This window comes from Streptomyces sp. NBC_00390 (assembly GCF_036057275.1).
Classification (GTDB): domain Bacteria; phylum Actinomycetota; class Actinomycetes; order Streptomycetales; family Streptomycetaceae; genus Streptomyces.
In genome coordinates this window covers 118,787-138,248 of sequence record NZ_CP107946.1, presented here as the reverse complement: position 1 = coordinate 138,248, position 19,462 = coordinate 118,787, and the positions used below count along the sequence as shown (strand labels likewise).

General features: G+C 66.6%; 16 protein-coding genes and 1 pseudogene. 6 read left to right on the top strand and 11 right to left on the bottom strand.

Annotation, left to right across the window (positions count from 1 at the left end; translation table 11 throughout):
- Nucleotides 1-334 precede the first annotated feature (334 nt).
- Nucleotides 335-1,572 (bottom strand): IS3 family transposase gene (locus tag OHS70_RS38850; RefSeq protein WP_328394111.1). Its coding sequence is split into 2 segments (ribosomal slippage): nucleotides 335-1,246 and nucleotides 1,249-1,572, totalling 1,236 coding nucleotides; the frame shifts between segments, so codons are not numbered across the junction.
- Nucleotides 1,573-1,731: 159 nt separating this feature from the next.
- Here OHS70_RS38850 and OHS70_RS38845 point away from each other — a divergent pair.
- Nucleotides 1,732-2,427 carry a hypothetical protein gene (locus OHS70_RS38845; RefSeq protein WP_328406349.1) on the top strand — a complete coding sequence of 232 codons (696 nt, stop codon included), beginning with the start codon at nucleotides 1,732-1,734 and terminating at the stop codon, nucleotides 2,425-2,427.
- Nucleotides 2,428-2,489: 62 nt separating this feature from the next.
- Here OHS70_RS38845 and OHS70_RS38840 read toward each other — a convergent pair whose 3' ends face one another.
- Nucleotides 2,490-2,942, bottom strand: coding sequence for a winged helix-turn-helix transcriptional regulator (locus tag OHS70_RS38840; RefSeq protein WP_328406347.1), 453 nt, complete (start codon nucleotides 2,940-2,942; stop codon nucleotides 2,490-2,492).
- A gap of 68 nt (nucleotides 2,943-3,010) precedes the next feature.
- On the opposite strand from OHS70_RS38840, the gene OHS70_RS38835 reads away from it, so the two are divergent.
- Complete coding sequence (locus OHS70_RS38835; RefSeq protein WP_328406345.1) at nucleotides 3,011-3,682, top strand: nitroreductase family protein; 672 nt, start codon at nucleotides 3,011-3,013, stop codon at nucleotides 3,680-3,682.
- Between the two features lie 106 nt (nucleotides 3,683-3,788).
- Nucleotides 3,789-4,909, top strand: a pseudogene (locus OHS70_RS38830) (IS630 family transposase).
- Nucleotides 4,910-4,955: 46 nt separating this feature from the next.
- Here OHS70_RS38830 and OHS70_RS38825 read toward each other — a convergent pair.
- On the bottom strand, nucleotides 4,956-6,161 hold the full coding sequence (locus tag OHS70_RS38825; protein ID WP_328406343.1) for a hypothetical protein: 1,206 nt from the start codon (nucleotides 6,159-6,161) through the stop codon (nucleotides 4,956-4,958).
- Nucleotides 6,162-6,992: 831 nt separating this feature from the next.
- Here OHS70_RS38825 and OHS70_RS38820 point away from each other — a divergent pair.
- From OHS70_RS38820 to OHS70_RS38810, 3 genes are all read left to right on the top strand, one after another.
- Entirely contained in the window at nucleotides 6,993-8,072 is a 1,080-nt protein-coding gene (locus OHS70_RS38820) for a bifunctional DNA primase/polymerase (protein ID WP_443062784.1), read from the top strand.
- Nucleotides 8,069-9,619: a DNA primase family protein gene (locus OHS70_RS38815; protein WP_328406341.1), complete on the top strand. Its 1,551-nt coding sequence runs from the start codon at nucleotides 8,069-8,071 to the stop codon at nucleotides 9,617-9,619. Before OHS70_RS38820 ends, OHS70_RS38815 begins: the two co-directional genes overlap by 4 nt.
- A 145-nt stretch (nucleotides 9,620-9,764) precedes the next feature.
- On the top strand, nucleotides 9,765-10,145 hold the full coding sequence (locus OHS70_RS38810; RefSeq protein WP_328406339.1) for a DUF6009 family protein: 381 nt from the start codon (nucleotides 9,765-9,767) through the stop codon (nucleotides 10,143-10,145).
- Between the two features lie 785 nt (nucleotides 10,146-10,930).
- Here OHS70_RS38810 and OHS70_RS38805 read toward each other — a convergent pair.
- The 8 genes from OHS70_RS38805 to OHS70_RS38770 form a co-directional block, all read right to left on the bottom strand.
- Entirely contained in the window at nucleotides 10,931-12,079 is a 1,149-nt protein-coding gene (locus OHS70_RS38805) for an FAD-dependent oxidoreductase (RefSeq protein WP_328406337.1), read from the bottom strand.
- A gap of 474 nt (nucleotides 12,080-12,553) precedes the next feature.
- Nucleotides 12,554-13,327 (bottom strand): class I SAM-dependent methyltransferase, encoded by a 774-nt coding sequence (locus OHS70_RS38800; RefSeq protein WP_328406335.1) that lies wholly within the window; start codon nucleotides 13,325-13,327, stop codon nucleotides 12,554-12,556.
- Between the two features lie 106 nt (nucleotides 13,328-13,433).
- On the bottom strand, nucleotides 13,434-14,429 hold the full coding sequence (locus OHS70_RS38795) for an NAD-dependent epimerase/dehydratase family protein (protein WP_328406333.1): 996 nt from the start codon (nucleotides 14,427-14,429) through the stop codon (nucleotides 13,434-13,436).
- A gap of 19 nt (nucleotides 14,430-14,448) precedes the next feature.
- Nucleotides 14,449-15,024 carry a hypothetical protein gene (locus OHS70_RS38790; protein WP_328406331.1) on the bottom strand — a complete coding sequence of 192 codons (576 nt, stop codon included), beginning with the start codon at nucleotides 15,022-15,024 and terminating at the stop codon, nucleotides 14,449-14,451.
- Nucleotides 15,021-15,551, bottom strand: a complete 531-nt coding sequence (locus OHS70_RS38785) for an SDR family oxidoreductase (RefSeq protein WP_328406329.1) — start codon at nucleotides 15,549-15,551, stop codon at nucleotides 15,021-15,023. The genes OHS70_RS38790 and OHS70_RS38785 overlap by 4 nt, the downstream gene beginning before the upstream one ends.
- A 38-nt stretch (nucleotides 15,552-15,589) precedes the next feature.
- Complete coding sequence (locus tag OHS70_RS38780) at nucleotides 15,590-16,852, bottom strand: class I SAM-dependent methyltransferase (protein WP_328406327.1); 1,263 nt, start codon at nucleotides 16,850-16,852, stop codon at nucleotides 15,590-15,592.
- Nucleotides 16,849-17,880 (bottom strand): Gfo/Idh/MocA family protein, encoded by a 1,032-nt coding sequence (locus tag OHS70_RS38775; RefSeq protein WP_328406325.1) that lies wholly within the window; start codon nucleotides 17,878-17,880, stop codon nucleotides 16,849-16,851. Before OHS70_RS38775 ends, OHS70_RS38780 begins: the two co-directional genes overlap by 4 nt.
- A gap of 6 nt (nucleotides 17,881-17,886) precedes the next feature.
- Nucleotides 17,887-19,326 carry an NDP-hexose 2,3-dehydratase family protein gene (locus OHS70_RS38770; RefSeq protein WP_328406323.1) on the bottom strand — a complete coding sequence of 480 codons (1,440 nt, stop codon included), beginning with the start codon at nucleotides 19,324-19,326 and terminating at the stop codon, nucleotides 17,887-17,889.
- Between the last annotated feature and the right edge of the window lie 136 nt (nucleotides 19,327-19,462).

Here is a 19,462-nt window from a genome sequence, read left to right as displayed (position 1 = left end):
TGTGCATGCCGATGATTCTCCATCGCAGGCGATTCACAGTCTGTGAATCACCAAGCTGTGGTTCTGTCGCACATGACTCAGGATGGGTCCCCAGACACATGCATAGGCCCTCTGACCTGGTGTGAGCGGTCTATTGCCCGGAGCGTAGATCCTACGAGGGAGAGCGCTGCGCTCCTCTCGGCTGCGTCGACGTGGTAGGCCCGGGACGGCTGAGGAGCGGCCTTGGGTCAAGCCCACCCTCAAGGGATGGTGCCTGCTGCGGGAACTCCGCTGCAGCGCAATCGCATCACCGACGCTGGGCCTTCCCCCGTGAAGGTGGGCACGCGGTTATTGATCACGCGGCGAGCGTGAGTGTAGCGGTGTGGTGTCGGTGTTCGTATTCGTTGGGGCTGAGGTGGCCGTTGGCGGAGTGTCGGCGGCGGGTGTTGTAGCGGGTTAGCCAGGCGAAGACGGTCCTGCGGCAGGTGTCGGCGTCGCCGTAGTCGTGGGTGCCCTGGAGGGTCTCGCGTTTCAGGGACGCGTGGAAGCTTTCGCAGGCCGCGTTGTCGGCGCTGGTGCCGACTGCGCCCATCGACCGGGTGACCCCGAGGTGGTCGCAGAGGCCTGCGAAGGCCCGGGATCCGTATTGGGCCCCGTGGTCGGAGTGGAACACGGCGCCGTCCAGGCCGCCTCGGGTCGAGGCTGCCATCCGCAGTGCGTCGGCGACCAGGTCGGTGCGCATGTGGTCGGCGATGGACCAGCCGACGACCTTGCGGCTGAAGCAGTCCAGCACGGTCGCAAGGTAGAGGAACTCCCCGCCTGCGAGCGCGAGATACGTGATGTCGCCCATGTACTTCCGCCCCGGCTCGGTGGCGGTGAAGTCCCGCTGGAACAGATCTGGAACCGGTGAGGCTGCCGGGTCCGGGACGGTGGTGCGCACGCGTCTGCGCAGGCGGATGCCGGTGATGGAGAACGTCCGCATGATCCGGGCGACCCGCTTTTCGTTGACCCGCCGCCCTTTCTCGCGGAGCTCGGCGGTCACTCGCGGGGAGCCGTAGGCGCCGCCGGACTCGCCGTGGACCTCGCGGATCTCCTCGGCCAGGATCCGGTCCTTGTGCTGCCGGGCGGCCCGGGCCTCGGCGCCGGCGAGCCACTTGTAGTAGCTGGATCGGTTCACGTCCAGGACGTGGCAGAGCCGCTTCACCTCGTAGATGTCCCGGTGGTCGTCAACGAACTGGAAGCGGCCCCTCACCAGTTCGTCTCTCCGGCGAAATACTTGGCCGCCTTGCGGAGGATGTCCCGCTCGGTGGCGAGCTTGCGCTCACTCGCCTCGAGTTCTGCCACCCGCGCCTCCAGCTGCCGGACCCGCTCGTTCGGATCGGCGGATGGCGCCGCCTCCCGAGGTTGGGCGTCCGGCTTCGCAGCAGCGGCGGTGATGCCACGGCGTTCGCGGTCCCGCAGCACCCACTCGCGCAGGGTGGCCCGGTTGACGCCCAGGTCGGCGGCGATGCTCTTGTAGGTCGCCCCGGGTGTGGACGCGTACAGGCCCACGGCATCAGCCTTGAACTCGTCCGAGTAGTCCTTCATCGCCATCGGCGGTCTTCTCGCTTCCTCCGGATCAAGCAGATCCAGTATCAGCGTGTCCCCCACTCAGGGGGAGGCCCCGCTGTGTCGCCGTTCTAGTTCTTCACCACGCGTCAGCGTGAGGTTGGTTCCGTGGCAGGGCGGCTCAAACCATGTCGCGACAGGGCCATGGCAAGCCTCCTGGTGGTTAATGTGATCGGCATGTCTGATGGAATTGCCTGGATCGGTGAACACAGCAACGAGGACGCGAAGAACGGCGTGCCTGGTATGCGGGGCAACACTTCGCTGACAGCCGTCCGTGGTGCGGAGGTGGAGGAGTTCCTGGTCCGTCTTGGTGCGGACCGCGCACAGCTCAGGCGTCGTGAGCTGTATAAAGACCGCGGCGCGGTGGCTGCGCCTCCCCGCATTGATCTGAACCATGCCAGCCGTGCGATGTACGGCACCTACGGGGAATGGCTGTATGTGCTGGAGGACGGGGGCATGGCGACCTGGTACGCGGGCTACCGGAGGGTAGCGGCAATGCAGCCTCGCACGGGTGAAGAGGTCGTCTGCCTGACAATGAACAGCTGGGATCCCCCGAAGCTGATACTCCACGCGCCGGGTGACGGCCGGGTGTGGCAGGCCGAGTTCGCCGAGGACACGGGGCGCTCATCTGCGCTGGACGCGGCCCTGCAGGCGGCGGGCGCCGTGTTCCCCTCCGTGCATGAGGCCACCGAGGACGAGGTGGCACTGTACTTCGAGGAGCACGTGGACGGGCTACCGACGGCGGTGTTCACCGCCGTCGGTAAGTACGCGGGCCTGTCGATCGACCAGGCTACGGTCGAGGCTGGCGATCTCCCCCTGGCCATTTTCCCCTCGGTGTAGCCACCGGGTGAACCGGTAGGGGCGCTCACTGCGAGCGCCCCTACCGGTTCAGCGGGTGGCCGCTAGTGCTGTGACCGGGAAGGTTCGCCGGGTTTGATGGGCGAGATGGCTGCGCATGGTGCAGCAACTAAAGGCGGGTCAGGGTGTGTTCGGCTGCGGGCTTGTTCGATCTCGTTGATGTGGTTTTCCGTCCACTGCCGGAGCGCAGTGATGGGCTCGGCCAGGCTGCGGCCGAGCGGTGTGAGGTTGTAGTCGACCCGGGGCGGGATGGTGGGGTAGACGGTGCGGGTGACGAACCCGTCGGCTTCGAGACTGCGCAGGGTCTGGGTGAGCATCTTCTGTGAGACGCCCTCGATACGTCGGCTCAGGTCGGTGTATCGCATGGTGCCCGCGAGGAGGGCGTCCACGACGAGGACCGTCCACTTGCCTGCGATGTGGTCGAGCACCTGCCGGGTCGGGCACTTCACCGAGAAGGCGTCGGCCGGCAGCCCGGAGGGCTCTACGAAGGTCTTCACGGTAGGAGAGTAACGCACTAATTAGTGCCCTCTTCCTGATGGAGAGCCACTCTCCGATAGTGAGTGACATGACGCCTCACACCATGTCTGTCGCCGAAGCCATCCGCACCCGCCGAACCGTCCGCCACTACCGTCCCGACCCGATCCCTGCTGCCGCGCTCGACGCACTCCTCGCTCTCGCCATCGAGGCACCCACCAGTTGGAACCTCCAGGACCGGTCCATCGTCGCAGTCATCAGTGACGAAGGTCGCGAGGGTTTGGCCTGGGCGACCGGTGGTCAGCCGCAGCCGCAGGAGGCGCCGCTCATGCTGGCCTTCGTGGCCGAGCCACTGTCCTGGCGCGACGACCACAGTGATGTCTACGAGCGGGCCCGTCGCAATGGAGCGTGGAACGAGGAATTCGTCACGACGTTCTCCGCAGCGTCGCAGGCGTTTCAGACAGACCTCGAGGAACGTGGCCTGCTGCGGGAGTACGCGGTCAAGGACGCGATGATCGCGGCCAGTTACGTGATGCTTGCCGCCACGGAGATGGGGCTTGCCACCTCGCCGATGAATGGCTGGGACGAGACCAAGGTGAAGAAGGCGATCGGCATCGGCGATCGCGACGACCTGGCCATCGCGCTGCTCATGTCCGTCGGCTATCCGGCAGAGGAACGACGCCACCCCGGCCGTCGGGCCCAGGAACGCAACGTCTTCTACGAGTCCTACGGATCACCCAGGAATGCCACTCGGGCTGAGTAGATATCGGCTGGGCAAGGCAGTGCATCAGCGCAGTGATGAGTGCGCGCCGAGGGCACTCCCCACACGGTTGGATAGGACGACGTATCCAACCGTGTGGGGAGGCATGGTGGCAGAGCCCGTCCGAGTACGCAGGCTGACCGATCAAGAGGGGCAGCAGCTGCAACGGATCGTGCGCCGGGGCAGTACCAGTTCGGTGCGCTACCGACGCGCGATGATGTTGCAGGCGTCGGCCGGCGGGAACCGTGTGCCGGTGATCGCCCAGCTCTTGCAGGCCGACGAGGACACCGTGCGCGATGTGATCCACCGCTTCAACGAGATCGGTCTGGCCTGCCTGGACCCTCGGTGGGCGGGCGGCCGTCCCCGCCAACTCAGTCCTGATGACGAGAACTTCGTCGTCCAGACGGCCACGACCCGCCCACGCAAGCTCGACCAGTCCTTCACCCGCTGGTCGATCCGCAAGCTCGCCGCGTACCTGCGCAAGGTGCACGGGCGGGCATCCGCATCGGCCGGGAGGCCCTGCGCTGTCTGCTGGCGCGCCGCGGGATCACCTTCCAGCGCACCAAGACCTGGAAGGAGTCCACCGATCCCGAGCGCGACGTCAAGCTCGACCGGATCGAGCATGTCCAGGCGCACTTCCCGGACCGGGTCTTCGCGTTCGACGAGTTCGGGCCCCTCGGGATCCGTCCGACCGGCGGCTCCTGCTGGGCCAAGCAGGGTCGTCCGGACCGGGTGCCGGCGACCTATCACCGCACCCATGGGGTCACCTACTTCCACGGCTGCTACTCGGTCGGCAACGACACCCTGTGGGGCGTCAACCGCCGCCACAAGGGCGCTGCCCAGTCCCTGGCCGCGTTGAAGTCCATCCGGGCCGCGCGACCGGACGCAGCCCCGATCTACGTGATCCTGGACAACTTGTCCGCCCACAAGGGCAGCAAGGTCCGCCAGTGAGCCCGGAAGAACAAGGTCGAGTTGTGCTTCACCCCGACGAACGCGTCCTGGGCGAACCCGATCGAGGCCCACTTCGGCCCGCTGCGGCAGTTCACCCTGGCCAACTCCCACCATCCGAACCACACCGTCCAGACCCGTGAACTGCACCGCTATCTGCGCTGGCGCAACACCAACGCCCGACACCCCGACATCCTGGCCGCCCAACGCCGTGAACGCGCCAGAATCCGCAGCGAGAAGGGCATCCGCTCGGGCGGGCGCCCCCTCACCACGGCGGCCTGACCACACCAACCCGGCGAACCTTCCCGGTCACAGCACTAGCGCGCGGTCAACGTGCAGATGACGGGCGTGGCCGGGCGACCGGCCGCGCCCGTGTGGGCGCAGCTCTTGTGGTCATGCGGGTGTCGAGCCAGTAGGCGTCCTTGTCCATAATGCGCATGTCCTTCATGAACGTGGCGAAGCGGTTGCCCATGGACTCCTGATTGTGAATGCCGGACATGGCCGAGCGTCCGCACACCGGAGCGTTCGTCGGGTCGCCGAATTCTGCATAGGTACCGTCGATGTTGTACAAGTGCATGGCCGAGTTGTACTGCTTGGCGAAAGTCTGCACGCAGAACTTCCCATTCGGCGTCTGGGTGGTCGGGGGAACGGGAAGGGCCGGGTTCAGGCCGCCTTCGCTCTTGGCCATGCCACCGCTGTTGTAGGTGGAGGCGAAGGCGAACTCGTCACAGTTCAGCGCGTCCGACGCATCGACCAGCGCGCTGGCATCGCCGTTCGCCGCAGCCCACCCGGTGGGACACATGCGGCCTCGGTTCCTGTCGTTCTGTGCTTTGTTGCCCATGTAGTACAGGGGCTTGCTGTACCCCTTGGAGCCGGGGTGATTGGGCGCCATGGTCTGGATGAGCCACGCGTGCGCCGCAGCCTGCGGGTACTTCTTTCCGTTGAAGATGTACGTCGGGGCCGAGTTGACGAAGACACATCCGGCGGAGACGTTCGTGATCTTGGTGTCGCAGCGGATCTGGTCCAGGTCGGGGGTGTCCTCCCAGTAGTCCTTGCTCCACTGGTAGCCGGTCAGGATCGGGCGGGTCTGGCCGTCCGCTGCGTAGATATCGGCGTCGATTTTGATGTCCGGCTGGAACCGGTACTCCTTGTCGGCCACGGAGGCATCCCACGTGAACGTCGTGTACAGGGACGCCGAGTGCATGTCGCCGGGGGTCCAGGAGGGTGTTGAGGTCCAGGAACCGTGCTCGGGCTCATTCGGGGTGCACGGGTCCTGACACAGGTGCTCGGCGAGCTTGAGGTCGATCCTCGCGAAATCGGCCGGAATCTCCTCGGCCGGAAGGACGGTGAGGCGTTCGGTGAAGCTGGCATCGCCGTCGTTGAGGTAGATCTTCCGAAGGAAGTAGAAGAAGGTCTCCGCCTGTGTCTCTCCGTCCTTGCCGAACCGGACCGGGACGCGTCGGAGGTCGCATTCCTCAAACCGCGAGGCGCGGGCCCCGAGGGAGCTCGTGTCGCACCATTCCGCGGCCTTCACGCCCTTGGCGGTGTTGGGGTCGAGGGGCTTGTCCCGGGAGGGACCGAAGCCGACCCGGCGGCCGTCGGCGTCGACGGGCCCGCACTGTTCGACCTTGCCCGACTTCGACCGCCCGCGGCGCCCAGGCCCTGGCGCTGCTCAAACACCCATCCTGGAGGGCTAGCAGAACCAGACCGGAGGCCGCGGCACGATAGACGACCTCCTGCTCTAGCGGCGGCATACGGTGATCCGCGATGGGACCCCTACACCGGACGTGCTCTCGTACTGAAGGCCTGATCAGGGACCGGGAGAGCCGCCGGGGCGGCTTTCGGTCCCCGTCTTCTTCAGTCCCTCGACAAAGTCGCAGATCAAAGCAGTGTGCCAGGGACCGGAGGGACTGAAGGGACCGTAAGTGCCTGTATCCAGCAGCGTGCGTGCGCGCGTATGCACGCGCACACGAGGCTGACCTGCGTATACCTCTGGTGCGTTCATAACTAGGAAGTTGAGTCCCTTCAGTCCCTCCCATGAGAGCAAACAAGCGTCTGACCTGGGAAAACGCGCCAGGGACTGAAGGGAGACCGAAGAGACCGAGAGTCTCTGGAGGGCTTCGGTCCCTCGATCGTCTCCGCCGCCCCCGGTGAGGGACCGAGGGACCGAAGGGACTGATTTTCCAATAAGTGCTCATGCCTCCCACGGAGTCGGGTTCCCTTGCGCTAGGCTCAGCCCCCTATAAGGGAAAGTCAGTCCCTTCAGTCCCTCACTCTGTCTGTAAAGCCCCCTGACCAGGCAAAATGCCAGGGGCCGAGCTGAGGGGCCCAACCCTGGCCAGACAAGAGGAACGGACCGACGACAGTGCAGCGCCACGCCGACACGGCTTCTTCCGGAGTCGCGCAGCTGCCGCGACCCGCGGACGTCGCCCGGTGGCTCGCAGGCCGACAGTGGCCCGTCCACCCCCTCGCCCCTGGGCGCAAGACCCCGCCCGCCAACTGCGAGCCATGCCGCACCCGCTCACACGACCCCGCACAGTGCCCCTGCCATGCTCAGGGACTCTGGTGCCACGGCTTCCACAGCGCGACCACCGATCTTGCTCTGATCGACTCCTGGTGGACCAAGGAGCCCCGCGCGGGTGTCGGCGTGTCCTGCGGGCCAGCGCATCTCGTCGTCCTGGACGTCGACGCCCACGCCGCACATGTACCGGACCGCAACCGCTTGTTGCCGGGCATCTCCATCCCGGACGCGGTGAACCTCGATGGGCTCGCCTCGGGCTTCGACACCCTGGCTCTCCTCGCGGCCTACCGGCAGGAGCAGAACCCGGCAGAGGACGACACGACCTTGCGCGTACGAACTCCGTCCGGCGGGCTGCACATCTGGTACCTGAACCCCGAACCACGCGTCCGCTACCGCTCGTCCACCGGCTCCAGCCCCAAGACGGCCCTCGTCTGGCAGGTCGATGTACGAGCTCACGGCGGATACATCGTCGCCCCTGCCACCCGTACGACCACCGGCGTCTACACCCCGCTGGGGTCCGTACGGGAACCCGCACTCCTCCCCGCCTGGCTGGCCACCGAACTGACACGTACGGGACACGTCATACAGTCGGCTCCCGTCCCGGCTCCGCGCCCGCGCAACAGCGCAGGCCCCCGCCCCCGAGCCGGCGGCGCTCAGGCCCTCCTGCAACCGCTCATCGAAACTGTCCGTGAATGCGCTGCCCAGGCGGAAGGAACCAGCTTCACCGAGAAGCTCAACCGAGCCGCTTACACAGCCGGCGGACTTGTCGGGTCGGGCCACCTCAAACAGGCCGAAGCCCGCCAAGAGCTAGCAGAAGCCGCTCACTTTGCGCGTCCCCATCAGACCCGCCGCAGTGAGACGATCATCGACGCAGCCCTTTCCGCAGGTGCCGACCGCCCGTTTCACCCCAAAGGACTCGCATGAGTAGCGCCGAGAGCAGCCGCTTCGACGCCGCCGCCGCCGCTCAGCAGATGCTCGACATCGAGGCTGCCACCCCGGTCCGGGTCCCTCCTCAGCAGGTGCAAACGCCCCCCGCGAGCAACACCCCCGCGCTACTGCCGTCCATGCTCACCGACCGAGGCAACGCAAAGCTGTTTGCCCAGCTCTACAGCGACCAGTTCCGCCACGTCGAAGGCCTCGGCTGGTACTGCTGGGACCAGTTCAGGTGGAAGCGGGTGGGCGGCGAGAAAGCCGCCCTCTGGGCCGCCGGTGACATGGCCGAACAGATGGCGGCCACCGACCCCCGCGGCATCTTCAGCGACCGCGAGATCGCCCAGCACCGCCGCCGAACCATGTCCACCAGCGGAATGAAGGCCCTGCTCCATCAGGCCAAGGCCGCGCCCGCCCTCAGCCTTGACCCCGATGTCCTCGACGGCGACGCCTACGCCCTATGCACCCCCGCTGGCGTCGTCGACCTACGCAACGGCCGTCTGCGCAAATCCGATCCTCTGCGCGACCTCCACTCCCGCGCCACCAACGTGGCCCCCCAGGCCATGCCCACCCCGCGCTGGCACGCCTTCCTGGACGACACCTTCGGCGACGACGCCAAGGGCCAGGAAATGATCGACTTCCTCCACCTGCTCCTGGGGTACTCGATCACCGGTGACGTCGGCGCGCAGGTCCTGCCCTTCCTGTGGGGCAAGGGCGCCAACGGCAAGTCGGTCCTTCTGGACGTCATGATCCAGGTCATGGGCGACTACGCTGACGCGGCCCCGCCCGGTTTCCTGATGGACAAGGGAAATTTCGCAGAACACTCCACCGAGCTCACCGAGCTCCACGGCCGCCGCATCTTCGTCTGCAGCGAGCTCAAGCCCAACGACAAGTTCGACGAGGCACGCGTCAAGCTCCTCACCGGCGGAGACAAAATCAAGGCCCGCCGCATGCGTCAGGACTACTTCAGCTTTACCCCCACCCACAAGCTCTGGCTGCTCGGCAACCACCAGCCCGAAGTCGGCACCGGCGGCCACGCCTTCTGGCGCCGTATCCGCCTCATCCCCTTCGAACGCGTCGTACCCGCCGAGCGGAAGATCGACAACCTGGCAGGTGAACTCGTTCAGGAAGAAGGCCCCGGCATCCTGCAGTGGCTCATCCAGGGGGCGATCCGCTACCTCACCACCCGGGACGCTCTCACCGGGCCCGCCTCCGTGCGCCTGGCCACCGCGGCGTACGAGACGACCGAGGACCACATCGGCCGGTTCCTGTCCGAGTGCTGCATCCGGCAGGGCCCGGACACTGGCGACTTGCGCGTCGAACAAGGCCTGCTCTATGCCATGTACACCGGCTGGTGCAGCTCCGAAGGCATCAGGGCCGACACCGCCCGCGCGTTCGCCGGCCGCATCCGGCAGGAGGTCGGCCTGGCATCCCCCGCAGAGATGCTGAAGTCCAGCGGCAAGAAGTACTACCCCGCCCTTGCCCTACTCCCGGACGACGACACCATCCGCCCTGACGGACCAACGGGTGGACAGGCATGAGAGAAGGCATCCTGCCGCGGAACAAGGCGTCGGCCTACCATGGAAGCGACCCACACCACCGCATCCTCTGTCTTCGACCGAGCAGCGTCACCCACGCCACAACCACCCATCCCCACAGCCACGTCACCAACAAGGAGCTACGTTCATGAGCTCGCTGCTGCACGAAAGCCAGCTCACACACGAGGCAAACGTGGTGTGGCTGGAAGACCTCGATACCCTCGACTACGTCCGTCAGGCGCTTGACAAAAGCGCCCGCCGTAGCGGGAAGCCCCGCTACGCCCGTGACGGACGCATGGTCGGTTACGCGGAGCTCGACAAGGACGCCGAGGCCAACCCAGACAGCGGCCTATTCCAGCGTCGCACCTTTTTCCTTCTACCCCATGACCGGCCCAACGAGCCCGACGGCCTCTACAAGGAAGGCGCACCCGGCGAAGCGGTCGACCCCCGGACCATCAGGCCGCGCCGCGTGGGCGAGAAGACTCCTCGTTCCCAAGGGAAGCGCACGAACGAGATAGTGTCCTCCTGATCTATCAGAGAACTCGGCCCCGATCGCGATCGCACAGCTTCCGGTGACCCGCACCTTCGTGCATCTGAGCGCGTGCGCACGAAGCAGACGCTGCGACATTCACTGGCGTACCGCCGATCAGCAGTACGTCGCTGTTGCCGGGCTTCCGCAGCTGCTGTGAGCAGCCGCGTTCCGAGCTCCGGCGACGGGACCATCCCCGCGGGTGGGGGAGCAGAGCACGCCCTTCGGGTCCGGCCGCATCCAGTCGGGAGCATCCCCGCGGGTGCGGGGAACAGCGGGAGCTGTCCATCACCGTGTCCACGCATGAGGGACCATCCCCGCGGGTGGGGGAGCAGCACCCAAGGAAGACCCGTTCCCCCTCGTGAAAGGGACCATCCCGCGGGTGCAGGGAGCAGCCGCCTGTCTCAGTACCGCTGTCCCATGAGCCGGGACCATCCCCGCAGCTGAGGGGAGCAGATGCCCATCTGGTGCACGTCCGTTGTGGACTTGGGACCATCCCCGCGCGCGCGGGGATGGTCCCGGCGACCCGAGGCTCAAGCCCGGCACCCTGGTCTGCCCCCCCCCCGCACCCGCGGAGGCCGAGAGACAGCTCGGCTCCAAAACGCTTTTCGACCTGGTGAAACTCTCCTTCGGCGTGGTCGCCGGGGCCGACACCCTGGTCGTCACGGCGCTGAGTGGTTCGCTGCGTTGCCAGTGGCAGCAGCGATGGCGGCCGTTCCCCTACCCGCAGGCACTCCGACATCCCACCCGACCAGCACAAACGACTTGGTGATCAAGAACTACAGTTACCGCGGGAGAGCGGGGTCCTCCAAGCGCAGAACCAACTGTTTCAGGAGCAGCTCGGCCGTGGGCCGCCGCTCGTCGTCGTAGCTGTCCAGCAGCCCCTCGCCAGCCTTACCCTGCAGGACGTGTGCGAGTTTCCAGGCGAGGTTGTATGCGTCGGAGACTCCCGTGTCTATGCCGAACGTGCCGACCGGCGGGAAGACGTGGGCGGCATCCCCGGCGAGGAAGACCCGACCGGAGCGAAAGCGGTCGGCGACCAGGCCCTGCACTTGCCAGGGCAAGACGCTCACGATCCGCAGGGGCAGCTTAGATCCGGGCGCCACGGCCGCCCGGATCTGGTCGGCACACCGCTCTGGTGTGAAGTGCTCGGCCGTCTGACCGGCGGAGGGCGCATAGTGGAAGCGGTAGATCCACTTTCCCTCTCCGTCGACCGGCTGCAGCCCGCTGGAAGCGTTCGGGGTGGTGCTGTCGCGCACGATGAACGGCAGGGCGCGGGTCGGATCTGTGAAGTCCGCCTGGAAGAGTACGCTGATCAACGGGTCGCCCAGCGCGCCGGGACCGCTGTTTCCGATGCCCAGGGCCTCGCGGGTACTGCTGCGGGCGCCGTCAGCGGCCACCAGGTAGCGGACCCGGACCTCGTAGCCGTAGGTGCCGTCCACACCCCCCAGCCGGGCGATCACTCCTTCATCGTCCTGCGCGAAGGACATCAGTTCGGTGGCGAATGCGAGCTGCGCGCCGGCGGCCTGTGCCGCCTCGGCGACTACCCTGTCCAGCCGATCCTGAGGGCAGATTCCGCGCAAAGTCTGCGAGGTCAGATCGCGGAAGGCGTCAGCGCGAGGAGGCACCCGCCGGGAGAAGCCGGCCAGATCGGCTTCCGAGAGGACCGACGCAGATAGCGTCTGCAGCTTGCCGCCGGTCATGTCGATGCACTCGGCGTCCACGGCATCTGCCAGCCCGGCAGTGCGCAGCAGTTCCACGGTACGGGGCCCGATCTCCATGGCCCGCGGATGTGCCAGTGGTGCCCGATGCCGCTCGACGAGCAGGGTCCGTATCCCTGCCTGGGCCAGGAACAGGGCTACGAAGAGGCCAGCGGTGCCGCCTCCTACGATCAGGACGTCGGGGTCCTTCCTGGAGATGTCCTTCTGTGACATGCGTTTACTCCACTGGTGACTAACGGTCGTCGTGGTCTAAGGCAGACAGGTCGAAGGAGCCGCGCCGGGGTCCAGGCTCCCGCTCCCGACAGCCGCGTCATTTTCACCTATGACGCTGGCTCTCATCGCTGCGCTGGTCAGCAAGCGGGAGTTGACAGAAATCGAAGATGCTCCCGCAGTTGGGAAAGGAAGACACCGGTGACGGCCTCCACCAAGACCATTCCGCTCGCACCGGCGAGCCGCTACGGAGTGGTCTTCGCCTTTCATGTTCGTTTCGGTCCTGAATTCGGTGGCAAATCCGACCTGTTCTTTGGGGATGGCCATAAGTTGTGCCTGACAGTGAACTGCACCGCAATCGGCTCGTCGGCAGGGTCGAGGTCGCTACCGGGGTGCCGCGTGGCATCCCGATTCCGTGTGGCGGTCGCGCGTCACCGTGAAGTTAGGCCTCAATGCCTCGCCAGAGTGGGCCCTGCCTCACTCGCCCCACTTCATGTAGATCACCGGGGGCTCACGGCCAGGCAACTGGCGCAGCGGAGCGTGGTCGAGGCCGAGCACCTCGCGCAGGGCCACCGTCTCCCCGGGCCACTTGGGGTGGGCAAGCTCGTCGAAGGCGAGGATGCTGCCCTTGGTCAGGTACGGCTTGATGACCTCGAGGAGTTCCTTGGTGGGCTGGTAGAGGTCGAGGTCGAAGAAGGCCATCGCGATGACCGTCTCCGGGTTCTCCTCGAGGTACTTCGGGACCGTCTCCCGGACGTCCCCTTGGATGAGGAAGGAGCGCTGGGTGTGGCCGAACGGCTCACTGGCCTCGTGGGCGGCGAGCACCTCCCTCAGATGGTCCACCTCGCCGTCGGGGACCGCGAAGCGCCCGGGCGCTGCGCTGGTGCTGACCCGGTCCACGTCCTCGATGTCGGGGAAGCCGGTGAAGGTGTCGAAGCCGACGATGCGGCGCAGCGAGTTGTACGGCTCGTAAATGCTGCGCAGTGCCGTGAGCGTCATGAGGTGCCGGCCGTGCAGCACGCCGAACTCCATGATGGTGCCCGGGACCTCGGGCAACATGCGGTACAGGGCGTCCATGGCCAGCAGGTCGGCGAGCTGGTGACGCCGCAGGTAGACCGGCAGGTTGTCGATCAGGTACTTGGGCGGGATGGGGCTGTCGACGAAGAGCTTGGTCAGCCGCTCGCGGACGTCACGCTCCTGGTCAGACTCGTGCGGCACGATCCGCGGATCGGTGAACTTCTTCTCAGTCATGGATGCGTTCCCCCTTCAGGGTTCTCGGTGGCTACTGGTGAACGGTGCGGACGACAGATCGGGGCACCCGCCCCTAAACACCACTGTCGACCGGGACGAAATCGAGTCAATTCGATGGATGCGAGGAAACTTTTCTCAGGTACCAGTCCGCCGTCTGCGCCAATCCCTCCCGGAGACCGCACGGTTGGAAATCGATGATTCCGTCGAGGCGGGTGAGATCGAAGGTCCGGCTCGACCGGCCCGTGGGCTTTCCGGTGTCGAACGTGATCCTGTCCGGCTTTCCCAGTGCGGCACATATGAGATGTGCCAGCTTCCGCATGGAAACGGTTTCCGGCGTTCCCACGTTGACTGTGTGGTGTTTGTTCTGCTCGGCCATTTGCAGAACCGCGTGCACGAGATCGGTCACGTACATGTAGGTGCGGGTCTGGCTGCCGTCTCCCCAGATCACGATCTCCTGATCGGCCGCAGCCCTGGCAAGCATGGTGGGGATCACCCGGTCCGCGCCCGACGCGAAGTTGTCGCGGGGCCCGTAGATGCCGGTGAGCCGGGGCCGGAAGACGTTCATCCCGTGCTCGTGCCGGTAGGTGTCCGCCAGCATTTCTTCGTGGAGCTTCGCCAGGTAGTACCCGTCGGTCGTGTACTGCACGGCCGCGCGGAAGTCGTCCTCCTCCCGCAGCGGACGGGTCGTCGGCGACCGGTACACCTCGCCCGACCCGAGCAGGACGACGTCCGCGGTGCCGTGTTCCTGCGCGCACTTGAGCACGTTCGCGACGGGCCGGAAGTTGGCCTCGAAGACGGTCGCGGGATGGTCGTACCGGTATCCCGCGCTTCCCCACATCGCGGCGCAGTGGACCACCGCGTCCACTCCGCGCGGCGCCCACTCGAACACCCGCCGCAGGGCGGGTTCGTCGCACAGGTCGACACGAATGCTGCACAGTCGGTCGGTGGCGGGCAGGTAGGAAGACATGTGCCTGTCGTCCGTCCGGTATAGGCAGATCACGTGGGCCTGACGTGCCAGCAGCTCCTCGACGAAGTGCGATCCGATGAAACCGGATCCGCCCGTCACGACGACCGTCCGGCTGGCCCAGGCTTGCGCTGGCATGTGGCCGCCAACTCCTCTTTCAGGCATGGGATACGGGCGGGCTCAGGGCGACAGTGGGAGTACAGGGCCGTGAACCGCACCCGGTCAGTTCCTCCGACGCCTCCCACAGCCGTGCCGCGGTCGCCTCGTCGAGCGCGTTGTCGCTCGGTGTGCACCGCTTGGGACCGGGTCCGTAGTACTCCCCGCCCCGCGCCTCGGCGGAGGTCGCCCCGTACAGCGAGGGCAGGGCCCCCTCGTCCGGCGACTTCAGGAAGAGCCGCATCAGCAGGGTGACGGGGCGCGGCAGGACTCCGATGTTGGTCGCGAGGCTGAGCAGGGGCATGCCCACGGCCTGGGCCCGGCGCTGCAGTTCCAGGGTGAACAGGAGGTTGGCCAGCTTGGAGCGCGCGTACTGCACGTTGCGGCCGTAGGACCGCTCCGCGTTCAGGTCGGCGAAATCCAGCTCTGCCTCGGCGTGGTTGTCGCTGGTGACCCTGACCACGCGGGTGCCCGGGCGGGCCTGCAGCAGCGGCAGGCCGGTGAGCGCGAAGTGCCCGAGGTGGTTGGTACCGAACTGCATCTCGAAGCCGTCGGCGGTGACCTTACGGGAGATCATGCCCACCCCGGCGTTGTTGACCAGGATGTCGAGGCCGTCGAGCCGGCCGGGGTGCGAGTTCCCGCGCCCAGGTGCAGGTGAGGAAGTCGAGCGCCACCTTGGTGCCGCCGTAGACCGAGTTGGCAGGCCAGCCCCGCCCCGGTGGTTGGAAGTGATGTTGACGACGACGGCGCCGGGTGCCATGTGTGGCAGCGCCTCCTGTTCAGGAGGATAGGGCCCACCAGCTCCGTCGCCACTGGCTGGGAGGCCTGCGCCGGGTCGGTCTCGCCGAGGAGGGCGGGCCGGGTGATGCCCGAGTTGTTGACCAGGGCGTCGATGCGCCCGAACTCCCGGACCGCCCGGACGACGATCTCCTGCGGAGCATGGGGCTCCGACACATCGGCGGCAGGTGTCCGGATGCCCGGCCGGCCCGCCGTGGCTTCCGACAACCGGTCGGCGTTCCTGCCGACGACGAGCACGTCGGCTCCTTCATCGGCGAAAAGCCGCGCGATGGCCCGGCCGATGCCGGAGCTGCCCCCGGTGATCACTACGCTTCTGTGACGGGCAGGCCCTGCGGCGGCGGGCTTCACGGCTCGCACGGAACGATCGACGGCGTGGGGTGCGGAAGGATGAAGCGCCCGCCCTTGCCCAGGAACGCCTTCTCCTTGCCCAGGATCTCCTCGCCGTAGTTCCAGGCGAGCAGGAGGTAGTAGTCGAACTCGCGCGTCGCCGCGTACTGAGGGCTGCACACCGGGATGTGTGTACCGGGAAGGACCTTGCCTTGCTTGAACTCGGTCGTGTCAGAGCAGAACTCGATCTCATCGATGCCGAGCCCGCATGCGTTCAACAGCGTGTTGCCCTTGGCGGGCGCGCCATACCCGACGATCCGCTTTCCTTCGCCGCGCAGCCCGCGGACGAGGGCGACCAATTCCCCGCGGATCCGCTCGATGCTCTCGGCGAACCGCTCATACGTGGCGTCGTCGTCCAGGCCGAACTTGCGCTCCTGCTCGATCAGCTCGTCCACCACGGGGCTGGTCGGCCATGCTCCGTCACGGAGCCCTGCGAACAACAGGATGGAACCGCCGTGCACGGGCAGCCGCTCGGCGTCGATCACCCGCAGGCCATGCCGCTCGAAGAGGGTCACGAGCGTCCCCACCCCGAAGTAGGAGAGGTGTTCGTGGTAAATGGTGTCGAACTCGTTGTGCTCCAGCATGTCCACGACGTACGGCACCTCGATGGCAAATACGCTCTCCGGACCGAGGAGGCGTCGCACGCCTTCGAGGACGGACGTCACATCGTCGATGTGCGCGAAGACGTGCCGGCCCAGTATCAATCGAGGCGTCCCGTATTCGGCCGCGACGGTGGCGGCCGTTTCCACGGAGAAGAAGTCCGGCAAAGTCTCGACGCCGCGCTGGCGGGCTACCTCGACGATGTTGACAGCGGGATCGATACCGAGGGTACGCATGCTGGCCTTTTGGAAGGCCTTCAACTGCGATCCGGTGTTACTGCCGATCTCCAGCACGAAGCTCCCCGGCTGCACGGCGAAGCGCTCCTGGCAGACCTCGACCACGTGTTGCATGTGCTTCTTCATCATCTCGGAGTCGGACTTGGAGTAGGGGTACGTCCGGTACAGGATGGCGGGGTCGACCACATGCGTGAGGCTCATGAGTCGGCACGACCGGCAGCACACCACCCCGAGCGGGTAGCGGGGTTCGTTCTCGTACGACTGCGCCGGTTCGAGGAAACTGCCCGCCAAGGGCAGGTCGCCGAAGGAGACGACTGGCTGCCAGTCCTGCTCTCCGCACACGCGGCATGTGGTGACCTGTCGTGCGTTGTTCGTCCAGTTCATGTTCGGGCTTTCTCGTAGCCGTGTCGGGGAAGGACCCACAGCGGGGTGCGCCGCGCCGACGCGGCCACCCGCTCCACGAGCTGAGCCTGCTGTAGGAGGTCGTGCGCTCCTGAATCGGTGTCACCTGCGCGAATCGCCTCGGCAAAGGCACGGAACATACGGTCGAACTGCCGGTCTGGGGGAAGGCGGTCCCGGGTGGTACGCCCGCCACGGTCCAGGCGAAGCACGGGAGCCAGATCGTCAGGTGCGCTGTAGGCGCGGTCCAGACTGATCCTTCCCTCCGAGCCCCACAGCGTGTAGCCACAGCGGTAGGAGTGGACAAACCCGAAGCCGAGCTGGGCGGTGATCCCCGCCGGGGACGTCAGCAGGGCGCTGCCGGCGACATCGACCCCGTGGCTCGTGTCGACGCGAAGGACCGCTCCGACCACCTCCAGCGTGTTCCCCAACAGCATCCGCGCTGCACGGAGGGGATAGACACCTGCGTCGAACAGCGCTCCTCCACCCAGTTCCGGGCGGTAGCGGATGTCGTCCGCCGGAGGAGGAGGAAACGCAAACTCGGCCGACATGCCGCGCAGTTCACCAATGGCGCCTTCGTCGAGCAGCTTGCGCACCGCCGCCTGCTGTGTATGCCGCACGAAGCCGAAGTTCTCCATCAGTACCCGCCCCTGACGGCGAGCGAGCGCGGCCAGGGAACCCGCCTCTGCGGCGGAGAGCGCGGCGGGCTTCTCGACCAGGACGTGCAGCCCGGCGTCGAGGGAGGCACGCACCCATGGCGCATGCAGCGCAGCGGGCAGCGGGATGTACACCGCATCGAGGTCGTCGCGTTCCAACAGAGCGTCGTAACCGGTGACGGGGCAGCCGCCAAAGCGTTCCACCAGCGCCTCGGCTTTGGCGGGCTCTCGGCTGGCTACAGCCTGGAGCGTGAACTGGGGCAGCCTGGAGACAGCGGGAAGGGCGCGGCGTCCGGCGATGTCGGCGCAGCCGAGGACCCCCAGACGGATCGCCGGATTCTGGCTACCTTTGCTCATGCCGCCTCACCACACCGACTGCAGGCAGGCGATCAGACTGCGTGCCTGGATGTTGATGTAGTGGCTGTGCTGGAGGAGGGTCCCCAGTTGTCCGACGGTCATCCAGCGGTAGCCGTCCGGCAGAGACACATCGTGCTCGATCTCGACCACCATGTAGCGGCTGAGGACGCGATAGAACCTGCCGCCCTCCTCGGACTGCGTCACGTCGTACCGGATCTGCTCCGGCGTCGCGGCCAGGACCTCATCCAGGAACGGCGGACGCTCGGCGGTCAGCGGAGAGCCGTCACTCCCGGGCAGGAACTGGACGGTCGGCCCGAGTTCGACCGCGTCCCGGCAGCCGGGCTCGACGCCAGCGCGCACCAGCACATGGACGACACTGCCAATGCGCCGGGCCAGGAAGGCGATCACGCCCTCAGCGCAGGTTCGCAGCAACGGTTGCGTCCACCGTCTCACCTCACGGTTTCCCGCCTCCACCGACACAGCGACCACGCTGAAGTCACGCCCTGAGTCATGCCGGATCCCGTCGGGCTCCGTGGCCCATCCACTGATGGCGTCCAGTGGTATCCGCTCGGTAGACAGTTCAGTGCCCGTCTTGATGGCGGTGTACCAGCGCAGCAGTTCCGGCAGGGTGTGGGCGGATGGTGCCTGCGGCGACAAGGACGCAGCGAGGCCAGCTCGGAAGGGGTCGTCACCTACGTCTATGACGTCGGCGGCCTCGTCGAGGGGGATACATGCCAGCACGGTGCGAGTGTCCATGTTGACGAGGTCTTCCTCCTGCAACAGACGGCGCACCTGGCCCAGCGTCAGCCAGCAGTAGTCCTCGTGCTGCGGAACGTCGTCGGTCACCTCGACGACCATGTTGCGATTGCGTTTGCGATAGAACCATGAGCCGTGCTCGGACTGCAGCACGTCGACCAGCACGCGGCCCTGCTTCGGTCCTGAGAAGTATTCGAGGTAGCGCACAGCACTGCCCCGGTGTACTCCGGTGTAGTTGCTGCGGGTGGCCTGCACCGTGGGGGAGAGCTGGAGCCCCTTGGCGTTGCCCGGCTCCGCCTTCGCCTGCATTAGGCAGTGCAGCACACCGTCGATCTCCTTAACCAGGATGCCCAGGAAACCGATCTCCGGCTGATGGATGATCGGCTGGTCCCAACCGCGGGGTTCTGCGCCGCCCAGCCGGGTGCGCAGGCCTTCGACGGAGAAGAAACGACCGCTCTCGTGCACCAGGTTCCCGGTGCCGGGCTGGAAGCCCCATTGCCTGAGGCCGGCGAGGGGTATGAGCCGTACATCCATTTGAACAGCCGCACGGCGCAGGTCGAACCATTCCCAGAAGGCCTTTGTGGACAGGCTTTGCCCCTCCGTGACGGCGGCGGACTCGACAAATCGCCGACGGTCCAGGTCGTCGGTGGTCCCCTCCGACCGGGGTGGGCTCACAAGTGCCTGGAACATGGGGTCTCCGTCGCGTTGATGGAAGGGGGCATCGGACAGGCGCCCTCAGGTTCGGCAGCAGGAATTGAGCCGGGCTCGAGGCCTGCGCAGCGGCTGAAGACGACCGTCGCACCGCCCTTACCACCGACAGCCTCGA

Bases quoted from the DNA above. Each gene is read 5' to 3' on its own strand.
- OHS70_RS38790 (WP_328406331.1), bottom strand. From the start codon at position 15,024: ATGATCTCCCGTAAGGTCACCGCCGACGGCTTCGAGATGCAGTTCGGT.
- OHS70_RS38805 (WP_328406337.1), bottom strand. From the start codon at position 12,079: ATGTCACAGAAGGACATCTCCAGGAAGGACCCCGACGTCCTGATCGTA.
- OHS70_RS38795 (WP_328406333.1), bottom strand. From the start codon at position 14,429: ATGCCAGCGCAAGCCTGGGCCAGCCGGACGGTCGTCGTGACGGGCGGA.
- OHS70_RS38815 (WP_328406341.1), top strand. From the start codon at position 8,069: ATGAGTAGCGCCGAGAGCAGCCGCTTCGACGCCGCCGCCGCCGCTCAG.
- OHS70_RS38800 (WP_328406335.1), bottom strand. From the start codon at position 13,327: ATGACTGAGAAGAAGTTCACCGATCCGCGGATCGTGCCGCACGAGTCT.
- OHS70_RS38810 (WP_328406339.1), top strand. From the start codon at position 9,765: ATGAGCTCGCTGCTGCACGAAAGCCAGCTCACACACGAGGCAAACGTG.
- OHS70_RS38770 (WP_328406323.1), bottom strand. From the start codon at position 19,326: ATGTTCCAGGCACTTGTGAGCCCACCCCGGTCGGAGGGGACCACCGAC.
- OHS70_RS38775 (WP_328406325.1), bottom strand. From the start codon at position 17,880: ATGAGCAAAGGTAGCCAGAATCCGGCGATCCGTCTGGGGGTCCTCGGC.
- OHS70_RS38835 (WP_328406345.1), top strand. From the start codon at position 3,011: ATGACGCCTCACACCATGTCTGTCGCCGAAGCCATCCGCACCCGCCGA.
- OHS70_RS38845 (WP_328406349.1), top strand. From the start codon at position 1,732: ATGGCAAGCCTCCTGGTGGTTAATGTGATCGGCATGTCTGATGGAATT.
- OHS70_RS38780 (WP_328406327.1), bottom strand. From the start codon at position 16,852: ATGAACTGGACGAACAACGCACGACAGGTCACCACATGCCGCGTGTGC.